This is a genomic window from Pseudorhodoplanes sp. (assembly GCA_032027085.1).
GTDB lineage: Bacteria > Pseudomonadota > Alphaproteobacteria > Rhizobiales > Xanthobacteraceae > Pseudorhodoplanes.
In genome coordinates, this window is sequence record JAVSMS010000001.1 from 1710545 (window position 1) to 1722146 (window position 11602).

The 11602-nt window shown below is 61.9% G+C and carries 12 protein-coding genes; 10 read left to right on the plus strand and 2 right to left on the minus strand.

Translation table 11 applies throughout. The annotated features are described in order from the left end of the window. Positions 1–81 precede the first annotated feature (81 nt). The 3 genes from RO009_08320 (at position 82) to trmB (ending at position 2665) form a co-directional block, all read left to right on the plus strand. Positions 82–489, plus strand: coding sequence for a helix-turn-helix transcriptional regulator (locus tag RO009_08320; protein MDT3685033.1), 408 nt, complete (start codon positions 82–84; stop codon positions 487–489). Positions 490–621: 132 nt separating this feature from the next. After that, positions 622–1896: a methionine adenosyltransferase gene (metK, locus tag RO009_08325; protein MDT3685034.1), complete on the plus strand. Its 1275-nt coding sequence runs from the start codon at positions 622–624 to the stop codon at positions 1894–1896. Between the two features lie 55 nt (positions 1897–1951). Continuing rightward, positions 1952–2665 (plus strand): tRNA (guanosine(46)-N7)-methyltransferase TrmB, encoded by a 714-nt coding sequence (trmB, locus tag RO009_08330; protein MDT3685035.1) that lies wholly within the window; start codon positions 1952–1954, stop codon positions 2663–2665. Between the two features lie 21 nt (positions 2666–2686). On the opposite strand, the gene RO009_08335 is transcribed toward trmB, so the two are convergent. Then, on the minus strand, positions 2687–3775 hold the full coding sequence (locus tag RO009_08335; protein MDT3685036.1) for a DUF2336 domain-containing protein: 1089 nt from the start codon (positions 3773–3775) through the stop codon (positions 2687–2689). A 310-nt stretch (positions 3776–4085) separates the two neighbouring features. Between RO009_08335 and rimP the strand changes: the two genes are divergently transcribed. The 4 genes from rimP to infB are packed head-to-tail and all read left to right on the plus strand — an operon-like array spanning position 4086 to position 9710. Further along, the gene (rimP, locus tag RO009_08340; protein ID MDT3685037.1) at positions 4086–4808 is read left to right on the plus strand and encodes a ribosome maturation factor RimP; all 723 of its coding nucleotides are present in this window, start codon (positions 4086–4088) and stop codon (positions 4806–4808) included. 3 nt (positions 4809–4811) lie between these two features. Continuing rightward, the gene (nusA, locus tag RO009_08345; GenBank protein ID MDT3685038.1) at positions 4812–6422 is read left to right on the plus strand and encodes a transcription termination factor NusA; all 1611 of its coding nucleotides are present in this window, start codon (positions 4812–4814) and stop codon (positions 6420–6422) included. Between the two features lie 16 nt (positions 6423–6438). After that, positions 6439–7137: an RNA-binding protein gene (locus tag RO009_08350; GenBank protein MDT3685039.1), complete on the plus strand. Its 699-nt coding sequence runs from the start codon at positions 6439–6441 to the stop codon at positions 7135–7137. Next, the gene (gene infB, locus RO009_08355) at positions 7134–9710 is read left to right on the plus strand and encodes a translation initiation factor IF-2 (GenBank protein ID MDT3685040.1); all 2577 of its coding nucleotides are present in this window, start codon (positions 7134–7136) and stop codon (positions 9708–9710) included. Before RO009_08350 ends, infB begins: the two co-directional genes overlap by 4 nt. A gap of 9 nt (positions 9711–9719) precedes the next feature. Here infB and RO009_08360 read toward each other — a convergent pair whose 3' ends face one another. Then, positions 9720–9974 (minus strand): hypothetical protein, encoded by a 255-nt coding sequence (locus RO009_08360; protein ID MDT3685041.1) that lies wholly within the window; start codon positions 9972–9974, stop codon positions 9720–9722. Here RO009_08360 and rbfA point away from each other — a divergent pair. From rbfA to rpsO, 3 genes are read left to right on the plus strand one after another with little or no spacing between them, the layout of a single operon-like run. Continuing rightward, positions 9891–10253 carry a 30S ribosome-binding factor RbfA gene (gene rbfA, locus RO009_08365; protein ID MDT3685042.1) on the plus strand — a complete coding sequence of 121 codons (363 nt, stop codon included), beginning with the start codon at positions 9891–9893 and terminating at the stop codon, positions 10251–10253. The two genes, RO009_08360 and rbfA, sit on opposite strands and share 84 nt — an antisense overlap. Before the next feature lie 51 nt (positions 10254–10304). Continuing rightward, entirely contained in the window at positions 10305–11291 is a 987-nt protein-coding gene (gene truB / locus RO009_08370; protein ID MDT3685043.1) for a tRNA pseudouridine(55) synthase TruB, read from the plus strand. A gap of 2 nt (positions 11292–11293) precedes the next feature. Continuing rightward, positions 11294–11563, plus strand: coding sequence for a 30S ribosomal protein S15 (gene rpsO, locus RO009_08375; GenBank protein MDT3685044.1), 270 nt, complete (start codon positions 11294–11296; stop codon positions 11561–11563). Positions 11564–11602: the final 39 nt, after the last annotated feature.

Genomic DNA, 11602 nt, shown 5'->3' on the forward strand with positions numbered 1-11602 from the left:
TGGCTGCTATTCTTGGTGTGAGTGGCGGCTTTCCGACACACGTCAGGCACTGTGTAAGACCAGGTAGGTCCGGAGAATTGAATGGTGAAGAAGGCCCCGAATCCGACCGATAAGCATGTCGGGAGCCGCGTGCGCATGCGACGCATGATGCTGAATATGAGTCAGGAGAAACTGGGCGAGGCGCTTGGTCTGACCTTCCAGCAGGTGCAAAAATACGAGAAAGGTACGAACCGGATCGGTGCCAGCCGGCTTCAGCAAATTTCTGCCATCCTTCAGGTTCCGGTCTCGTTTTTTTTCGAAGGCGCCCCCAGCGTAGGCGCGCCGATCCCGGGTATGAGCGAAGCCCCCTCCCCGACCTACATCTCGGATTTTCTGGCGACCTCCGACGGACTGGCTCTGACCAAGTCCTTTATGCGGATCAAAGATCCCAAGCTGCGGCGCCGGATTGTTGATCTCGTGGAACAGATCGCCGGAGAAGAAAACCACTGATCAGCTGCCCATTTCGCCCACATCGATCGCCCACTCAGCCCACATCTTGACCGCGCTTGCAGACACTGCAAGAAACACCGCCTCAATCAGACGGTGAAGTCATAAATTTCACCCCGCGAGGAGAGCTGAACCGTGTCGCGAAAGAGCCATCTGTTTACCAGCGAATCCGTGTCCGAAGGTCACCCCGACAAGGTCAGCGACCAGATTTCGGACGCGATCCTCGATGCCTTCATCGAAAACGACGTGAAGCTAGGCATTGCCGATGACAGCCTCGTGAATACCCGGCTCGGCTGCGAGGTTCTGACCACGACCAACAAGATCGTTATTGCCGGCGAAGGACGCGGACAGTCGCCGCTGTTCAAAAAATATGGCTCGCAGGCGGTTATCAATCGCGAACTCATCACCGAGATCGCGCGCGGCGTCGTGAAGGATATCGGCTATGATCAGCACGGCTTCTCCTATCACGGCGCTGACGTGGAAGTGCTGCTGCACGGTCAATCTCCCGACATCGCCATGGGCGTCGACGCGAAGAAGAAAAAGAGCGGCGAACAGGAAGGCGCCGGCGATCAGGGCATGATGTTCGGCTTCGCCTGCACCGAGAGCGAGGTCTATGAGAAGAACTCGTTCATGCCGGCGCCGATTTATTTCGCGCACAAAATTCTCAAGGTGCTGACCGATCAGCGCCGCTCCAAGAAACTGTTCGATCTGCAGCCCGACTCGAAGAGCCAGGTGACGGTGAAGTATGTCGACGGCAAGCCGGTCGGCTGCACTAAGGTGGTCGTTTCAACACAACACAATGCCACCAACCGCAACGGCAAGAAATACACGCCGGGCATGGTGAAGGATTTGATCGGGGACGCGGTGGCATCCGCGCTTCCGAAGGGCTGGATGCCGGCGAAGGAATCCGACTTCCTCGTCAATCCGACCGGCAATTTCGTGGTTGGCGGACCGGACGGCGATTGCGGCCTGACCGGCCGCAAGATCATCGTCGACACCTATGGCGGCTATGCCCCGCATGGCGGCGGCGCCTTTTCCGGCAAGGACCCGACCAAGGTCGACCGCTCCGCTGCCTATGCCGCGCGTTATCTCGCCAAGAACGTTGTGGCCTCCGGTGTCGCTGAGCGCTGCACCATCCAGGTAGCTTACGCCATCGGCGTTGCAGATCCGATGTCGCTTCTGGTCGACACGCACGGCACCGGCCAGGTGGAAGAGGCCAAGCTGGAGAAGATCCTTGCCGAGCTTTTCCCGCTGCGCCCGACCAATATTCGCCGCACGCTGAAGCTGAACCGGCCGATCTATCGCCGCACAGCAGCTTACGGGCATTTCGGCCGCGCTCCCGAAAAGGACGGTGGCTTCTCCTGGGAGAAGACCGATCTCGCCGATCAGATCAAGCGGGCGTTCAAATAAGCCTGCCGAACCCGGGTTGAATTTTTGCAACGGCCGCATCAAGGATGCGGCCGTTATGCATTCTGCCGACAACAAACATAATCAGCGCGCCCCGGCCGGCGGCGCCTTTTTCGGCCGCCGCAAGGGCAAGAAACTGCGGCAGCATCAGTCCGACCTGTTCGCAACGCTGTTGCCGCGCCTTGCTATCGACCTGACGCAACCAGCACCGGCAAATCTCGAAAGTCTGTTTCCTGATCGAGTCGATCTGGTGCACCTCGAAATCGGATTCGGCGGCGCCGAGCATCTGATTACCGAAGCGGAGCGCAATCCCCGTTGCGGCTTTATCGGCGTGGAGCCCTTCGTCAACGGCATGGCGAAAGCGCTTGCGGCCATCGACAGGAAAGGGCTGCGCAATATCCGGCTGCACCATGGAGACGCGACCGAACTTATCGCCTGGCTGCCGGACGCGACCGTTTCGCGCGTGGACCTTCTCTATCCGGACCCCTGGCCGAAGCGGCGGCACTGGAAACGGCGCTTTGTACAGGATGCGACGATCGCCGCGTTGGTCAGTATCCTGCGCCACGGGGGTGAATTCCGCTTTGCCAGCGACATTCCTCATTACGTCGCATGGACATTGCGGCGAGCTTTGGCCGCGCCCGGCCTGATCTGGACTGCAGAACGCGCCGACGACTGGCGCACGCCATGGCCGGGTTTTGGAAGCACGCGGTATGAAGCAAAAGCGATCCGCGAGGGGCGCACGCCCTGTTATCTGATTTTCCGCAAGTGCTGAGACAGCCTGGCGGCCGCTGGGCTACTGAATCTGACCGTGTCCGTTCTGCCAGAAGCGCACGACGCGTTGCGCGGTAGACATCGACAGCTTGTCGAAATTCACGGAGGCTGCGTCGAGCGTTGGCGCTGATTTGCCCCTTGGGCCAAGGCGCAGCAGGATCACGTTCTTGGCCGTCGGCCAGGAATAACCTGCGGCCTTGCACAAGATCAGCACAGGATCGGGACGCTCTCCGCCCATCAAGCGATCTACAATATCTACCGGCACTTCGGTGATCTCCGACAGAGCGGCTACGGTCTCGTCATAGGCCTTGGACCGGGCAAATTCCACGACCTGCGACTCATCGAGCAAGCCCTCGCGATTAAGGGCGCGAACCTTATCGATCGCCGCCTTGTAGTTGCGGAGCGGCTGCACCTGTCTCGCCACTTCATCCGAAACTCTGGCCATCACATGATGGATTTCAGCCTGCGTTTCCGGCCGGGCGGACGCCAACAGGCGTTGCTGCACAACAGCCGTGGCGCGAACCAGAAGCTCGCGAAACAGGCGATCCGGGATGTCCGGTCGCTTGGCGACGGCCTCCGCCAATGCGCCATCTGACACCGCCCGATGCACCAGCTTGGAATAACCGTCATCCGAGAAGCGCGCGGTCGCATTGCCCGCTACATTGAGAACGACGTCCTCATTGCCGCGCTCCACAAGCACATCTGTCACCGCTTCATCGAGATTCTTGCGGTAGGAAATGGCGAACAGATGTGCCTGGGTTTTGGTTGATGCGATTTTCGTCAGATCGGCGGACTCGAGCCGCGGCGATTGCATCAAGACGGGGCCGGCAACCGAAATCTCATCATCATTGGCGAGCCGGCGCAGAACCCCGCGCGGAGCGTTGCCGAGCGGCGCCAGCCTCCGGGACAACTCAGCCCTGGCTTTGGTCTCGATTTCAGCGATGAGCCGCAGCAGGACATCGTCAAAAAGTTTGACCTGCTCTTCATTGAAATAGGTCGAGCCATCGAGAAACAGGGAGGTAATTCTGCGGAGGGTTTCGCCGCGTTTTTGGGCATCACCACGCTGAAGCGCATCTTCGATTTCTGGAATCAGCGAGCGCGCTGCTGTCATTTTCAACGGGTCCGAGCCGGAACGAGCGGGAATCAGCGGAAAGGTAGGCCTCGAATCTGAATGAAGAGTTAGTTCCGCCCCTCTCCTCGCTCCGCTTGCCGCTCCGCCCGGCCCTTGCGGAAAGTCAGAAAGCCGCTATATTTCGCCAGTCTAGTTATGGACATCTCATAACATCCGGATGTGATCCGGATGGCTTTTGAGAGTGGGCCCCACCCGGGACCCGCTCTTTTTTGTTACCTAAACGGCCATCGGACAATCCGGCGGCTGACCGGGAGGCCTTCCTCAGGAGAGGCCGGGAACATTTTTCTGAATGGGCATGACGACTGATCCGACCCGCACTGCCGATCCCCGCTTGATCATCGAGCCGGGCCTGGCTGCGCGCGTTGCCGTGATTGCGGAACCGGTCATCGAGGGCCTCGGGTTTCGTCTGGTGCGCGTGCGGGTGACCGGGGCTGAAGGATGTACTGTGCAGATCATGGCCGAACGGCCGGACGGAACCCTGACCATCGACGATTGCGAGAATCTGTCACGGGCGCTGTCGCCGGTCTTGGACGTGGCCGACCCGGTGGGCCGGTCTTATCGCCTGGAGGTTTCCTCACCCGGCATGGATCGCCCGCTGGTACGCAAATCGGATTTTGAGCGTTACATTGGCCATCTGGCCAAAATTGAAATGTCCGTTCCGGCGGAGGGCCGCAAGCGGTTCCGGGGCATCCTGATGGGTGTCGAAGCGGATGCCGTGCGGCTGCACCGCGATGACGCAAAGGCCGACGAGAATGCCGACGTCTTGCTGCCGGTCGAGGACATGGCAGAGGCAAAGCTTGTCTTGACCGATGCCCTGATCACCGAAGCCCTGCGCCGGGACAAGGCCGCAAAACGTGAGGCTGAGGAACGCGAAATTCTGGAAGCCGCGAACGAAAACGATCCGCGCGAGCCGCACCGCAATGGAAAGCGCCGGGCGGGCCGCGCAAACCCTAAGAACTTCCGGCCAGACGGCACAAAGAAACGCCGCCCGGCCCAGCACGAAGGAGAGTAGCCCATGGCTGCCGTCAGCGCCAACAAACTCGAACTGCTGCAGATTGCAGATGCCGTCGCGCGCGAGAAGTCGATCGACCGTTCGATTGTGATCGCGGCGATGGAAGACGCGATCGCCAAAGCGGCGCGATCCCGCTATGGCAGCGAGACCGAAGTCCGCGCCGAGATCGATCAGAAGAAAGGTGAGCTCCGTTTATCCCGCCATATGCTGGTCGTGGAAAATGTCGAGAACCCGTCGAACCAGATGAGCCTCGAGGATGCCCGCCGTCTTAACCCGGCAGCGCAGATTGGCGACACAATCGCCGACGCCCTCCCCCCACTCGAATACGGCCGCATCGCCGCGCAATCGGCAAAGCAGGTCATCGTGCAGAAGGTGCGCGAGGCCGAGCGCGACAGGCAGTATTCCGAATACAAGGATCGCATCAGCGACATCGTCAACGGTATCGTCAAGCGCGTCGAATACGGCAACGTCATCGTCGATCTCGGTCGTGGCGAAGCCATCATCCGCCGCGATGAGATGCTGCCGCGCGAAGTCTTCCGTAACGGCGACCGCGTGCGCGCCTATATCTACGACGTGCGCCGTGAACCGCGCGGACCGCAGATTTTTCTGTCGCGCACGCATCCGCAATTCATGGCCAAGTTGTTCGCGCAGGAAGTACCGGAAATTTATGACGGCATTGTTGAAGTGAAGGCGGTGGCCCGCGATCCGGGCTCGCGCGCCAAGATTGCCGTCATTTCGCGCGATTCCTCAGTCGACCCGGTTGGCGCGTGCGTCGGCATGCGCGGCTCGCGCGTGCAGGCTGTGGTGAACGAATTGCAGGGCGAGAAGATCGACATCATTCCCTGGTCGCAGGACATCGCGACATTCGTCGTCAACGCGCTGGCGCCCGCCGAAGTCGCCAAGGTGGTGCTCGACGAAGACAAGGAGCGTATTGAAGTTGTGGTTCCGGATGCCCAATTGTCGCTTGCGATCGGCCGGCGCGGCCAGAATGTGCGTCTCGCCTCTCAGCTCACCGGCTGGGACATCGACATTCTGACCGAACAGGAAGAATCCGAACGGCGTCAGACCGAGTTCCAGAACCGCACCAAGACCTTCATGGAAGCGCTGGACGTCGATGAAGTCGTCGGACAGCTCCTTGCCTCGGAAGGCTTCAATTCGGTGGAAGAATTGCTCCTGGTCGATGCCAAGGAAATTGCCGGCATCGAAGGTTTCGATGAAGAAACGGCGCAGGAACTGCAGGCTCGTGCCCGCGAATATCTGGAGCGCATCGAAGGCGAGTACGATGCAAAGCGCCGAGAGCTCGGCGTCGCCGATGACGTGAAAGAGGTTCCGGGCGTCACCTCGCCGATGCTGGTGAAATTCGGCGAAAATGACATCAAAACCGTGGAGGATCTTGCCGGTGCCGCCACCGACGATCTTATCGGTTGGACCGAACGCAAGGACGGCGAGACCACCCGCCATCCGGGGATTCTCGACGGCTTCGAATTGTCGCGTGAGGAAGCCGAGGCGATCATCATGCAGGCCCGCGTCAAGGCCGGCTGGATCAGCGAGGCGGATCTCGCTTCGCAATCGACAGAAGGCGAGCCGGAAGAGACGGCGGAAGCCCAGAGCTGAGGATTGTCGCAAGGGAATGCTGGCACGCGTGATAGAAAGCGAACTCGATAGCGGGCCCCGCGAAAGGGGAACCGAGCGGTTTTGCGTTGTCACGCGGGCGGTCAAGCCGATCGACGACCTGATCCGTTTTGTCGTGGCGCCGGATGGCTCGGTCGTTCCGGACCTCAAGCATCGATTGCCCGGACGCGGGGTATGGGTCACCGCGACCCGCGACGCCCTCACCGAAGCGGTCCGCAAGAAAGCTTTTGCGCGGGGATTCAAGGCCGAGATTCGGACCACAGCGGAGCTGGCGGGGTTCACTGAAAACCTGCTGGTAAAGTCGGCCCTCGACGCCTTGGCCATGGCCGGAAAAGCCGGTTGCGTGATTACCGGCTTTTCCAAGGTTGAAGCCGCCATCGCGGATCACGAAATTGCCGCCGTACTGCATGGCAAGGATGCATCCGCCGATGGAATTCGGAAGATCGAGGCAGCCTTGCACCGCCATGGCGTCGAAAACGCCGGAGAAATCGTGGTTATCGACGAATTCACGACGGATGATTTGGATTTGGCACTGGGGCGGTCAAATGTGGTACATGCAGCCCTGCTTGCCGGGCCGGCGGGCAAGGCATTTCTGACGAGATTGCAGCGCCTGAGGCGCTTTCGGGCCGGCGACCCCGGCAAGCCGGGGCGCGGCGAAACGCGGCACGAAGGTGCCCGGAGACTGGATTCGGAATGAGTGACACCAAGACACCTGACAAGAAGCTGGGCGTCGGCGGCAAGACCCTGACCTTGAAGCGCGGAGTTGAGCAGGGCACCGTGCGGCAGAGCTTCAGTCATGGCCGCAGCAAGCAGGTCGTTGTCGAAAAGGTAAAGCGCCGGATCATCGGCGCCTCCGATGCAAAGCCGGAGCCGGCACCCGCGGAAGCGCCGAAGGGCGCCGCCCCGAAGGGGGTCGCCGCGGCCAGGACGGCAACGGCTGCACCCAGTGCGCCGTCCGCCAAGGCGTCGGGCGTCGTGCTGCGGACACTCACCGAGGAAGAACGCAGCGCCCGTGCGCATGCGCTCGCGGATTCGCGGGTCCGCGAAGCGGAAGAACGCAAGATCGCCGAGGAAGAGGCTCACCGGCGCGCCAGCCGCGAAGCCATTGAACGCGCGGACCGCGAGGCTGCGGAAGCACGCAAGCGCGAAGAGGACGAGCGTCATCGCCGCGAGGAAGAAGCCAAGCGCAAGGCCGAGCAGGAAGCTAAAAAACGGTTTGGAGAAGACAGCAGCGCGCCGCAGGTTAAGTTTGCTGGTGCGAGCGGCCGCCCCGCCCTCGAAGCCGAGGAGGACGAAGGTCCGCGTACACCGCGCCGCACAGTAGGCGGTGCGGCGCGCCCCGCGCCCGCCCCCAAGCCGAGCCGCGGCGCTCCTCAAAAACAGCGCGGCCGCCTGACACTCGTCACCGCCTTGAAGGCGGACGAAGTTCGCGAGCGTTCGGTGGCTTCGTTCCGCCGCCGCACGCAGCGTCTGAAAGGCCATGCCAACGACGAGCCGAAGGAAAAGCTGGCGCGCGAAGTCACGATTCCGGAAACCATCACCATCCAGGAACTGGCGAACCGCATGTCGGAACGCGCCGTCGACGTGATCCGCATGCTGATGAAGCAGGGACACATGGCGACGATCAACGACGTGATCGACGCCGACACCGCGCAGCTGATCGCCGAGGAACTCGGCCATACCGTCAAGCGCGTCGCCGAATCCGACGTCGAGGAAGGCCTGTTTGATGTCGCCGACGATCCGGCGGCGATGGCGCCGCGCGCGCCGATCGTGACAATCATGGGTCACGTCGATCACGGCAAGACATCCTTGCTCGACGCCATCCGGCAGACCGAAGTCGCGGCCGGCGAAGCGGGCGGCATCACGCAGCATATCGGCGCCTATCAGGTCACTTCGCCCTCGCACGGCAAGATTACTTTCATCGACACCCCGGGCCACGCGGCTTTCACCGCGATGCGTGCCCGCGGCGCCAAGGTGACCGACATCGTCGTCCTCGTGGTCGCCGCCGATGACGGCGTCATGCCGCAGACGGTCGAAGCGATCCAGCACGCCAAGGCGGCAAAGGTGCCGATCATCGTCGCGATCAACAAGATCGACAAGCCGGAAGCAAAGCCCGATCGCGTGCGCACCGAATTGCTGCAGCACGAGATCCAGGTGGAATCGCTGGGCGGCGACGTGCTCGACGTCGAAGTCTCCGCCATCAAGAAGATCAATCTCAACAAGCTGCTTGAGACCATCGGCCTGCAGGCGGAAATCCTCGATCTCAAGGCCAATCCGAGCCGGCCCGCCGAAGGCACGGTGATCGAAGCCAAGCTCGATCGCGGCCGCGGTCCGGTGGCGACCGTGCTGGTCCAGCGCGGCACGCTGCGCGGCGGCGACATCGTCGTCGCCGGCTCCGAATGGGGCCGCGTTCGCGCCTTGGTCAGCGACACCGGTCAGAATGTGCAGCAGGCCGGCCCCTCGGTGCCGGTCGAGGTGCTCGGCTTCAGCGGCACGCCGGATGCCGGCGACCGTCTCGCGGTGGTCGAGAATGAAGCGCGGGCGCGTGAAGTCACCGCCTATCGCGAGCGCCAGAGGCGCGACAAGCAGGCGGCGCGCGCCACCGGCATGCGCGGCTCGCTGGAACAGATGATGGCTCAGGCCAAAACCGCCGGCCGCAAGGAGTTCCCGCTGGTGGTGAAGGCCGACGTGCAGGGCTCGATCGAAGCGATCGTCGGCGCGCTCGACAAGATCGGCAATGAAGAGGTTGGTGCACGCGTGATTCTGTCCGGCGTCGGCGGCATCACCGAATCCGACGTTCGCCTTGCGGAATCCTCGGGCGCCGCCATCATCGGCTTCAACGTGCGGGCTCACAAGGAAGCGCGCGAGGAAGCCGAACAGGCCGGCATCGAAATCCGTTACTACAACATCATCTACAATCTGGTGGATGACGTGAAAGCGGCGATGTCGGGGCTACTTACGCCCGAACGGCGCGAAACCATGCTTGGCAACGCGCAGATCCTCGAGGTTTTCAACGTCTCCAAGGTCGGCAAGGTCGCCGGTTGCCGCGTCACCGACGGCACCGTGGAACGCGGCGCCAATGTGCGCCTGATCCGCGACAATGTCGTCGTGCATGAAGGCAAGCTGTCACAGCTCAAGCGCTTCAAGGATGATGCCAAGGAGGTCACCGCCGGCCAGGAATGCGGCATGGCGTTTGAAAACTACCAGGATATGCGCGTCGGCGACGTGATCGAATGCTACCGCGTGGAGACTGTCCAGCGCTCGCTGTGAGTCCGAATCTCAGGCGCGCGATGAAATGACGGCCGTCGTCGGGAATTGCCCCGGCGCGCCGTTCACAAAGAGCAAAATCAGGAATGAATGCATGTCCGGATATGTTCCGGGCATGTCAGGTGAGCGCTCATGGCAAAGCAGCATCAGACCCGAAGCGACAAGGGACCGTCGCAACGCCAGTTGCGCGTCGGCGAACTGATTCGTCACGCCATAGCGGACATGCTGACGCGCGGCGACATTCACGATCCGGTTCTCGAGGGGCACCTAGTCACGATTCCCGAAGTCCGCATGACTGCCGATCTGCGGCAGGCGACGATCTATGTCATGCCGCTGGGCGGCCGCGACGTGACGGAGGTCATCGACGCACTCAACCACAACAAAAAGTTCCTGCGCGGAGAAATCGCGCATCGCGTTAATTTAAAATTTGCTCCCGATATTCGCTTCCGCGTTGACGAACGATTCGACGAAGCGGAACGGATCGAGAAGATATTGCGAACACCACGCGTCCGCCGCGACATCGAAAATACCAGCGGCGAAGACTGAACGCGTCCGCCGAGAACAGAACGGAAAAAGATGACGGAAACGGATTCACCATTGACCGCGTCCGCGCGCCCGCAAGGTCAACGCAAGCGCGAGAAGCGCGACGTGCACGGTTGGATCGCGCTCGACAAGCCGGTCGGCATGACCTCGACGCACGCGGTCGCGGTGATCAAGCGCCTGTTTTCGGCGAGGCGGGTCGGCCATGCCGGCACGCTCGATCCGCTGGCGTCCGGTCTTCTGCCGATCGCTCTCGGGGAAGCGACCAAGACCGTCCCCTTCATCATGGACGGCCGCAAGGTTTACCGCTTCACCGTGCGCTGGGGCGAGGAACGCGATACCGACGACACCGAAGGCCGTGTCACACGGACAAGCAGCGTCCGTCCGACATCCGAGGCGATCCGGGCCTTGCTGCCGCAATTCACCGGCCTGATCGAGCAGGTGCCGCCGAAATTCTCCGCCATCAAGGTCGACGGCGAGCGGGCCTATGACCTCGCCCGCGACGGCGAGGAGGTCGAATTGCAGGCCCGGCCGGTCCAGATCGACCGGCTGGAGCTCCTGGAGACCCCAGACGCCGACCAAGCCGTTTTCGAGGCTGAATGCGGCAAGGGAACCTATGTCCGGGCACTAGCCCGCGATTTCGGCCGCCTGCTGGGCTGTTACGGCCATGTTACCGCGCTCAGGCGGACGGAAGTGGGCCCTTTTGGCCCGGAGGACATGATTTCACTGGCAGATCTGGAGGCTTTGTGTCATAGAGCCGCCGCCGGCGAGGGAAGCCTCGCCGACGCGTTGTTGCCCGTTGAAACCGCGCTGGACGACATCCCGGCACTGGCTGTCAGCAGGGCAGACGCGGCAAGGCTCCAAAGGGGCCAAGCCGTCCTTGTGCGTGGACGGGACGCTCCCATCCTCAGCGGCACGCTTTACGTCACGGTCTCGGGCGAATTGATCGCCCTTGCCGAGGCTGACCGCGGAGAGATCGTTCCCAAGCGTGTGTTCAACCTGACCGGCCTGCATGGCAGTGCCGGCACAAGAAAAGGTCATTGACGATGTCGATTACCGCCGGCCGCAAGGCCGAAGTCATCAAGTCGTTTGCGCTCAAGGCCGGTGACACCGGCTCTCCTGAAGTCCAGGTTGCGATCCTCTCGGAGCGTATCAACAACCTGACCGAGCATTTCAAGACGCACTCGAAAGACAACCATTCGCGCCGCGGGCTGCTGAAGCTTGTGTCGCAGCGCCGCCAGTTGCTCGACTACATCAAGAAGAGCGACGAAGCCCGCTACAAGAACCTGATCGAGCGGCTGAATATCCGCCGCTGATTGCTGCGCATCTTGCGCGTCTGTAAGCGGACGCGAATT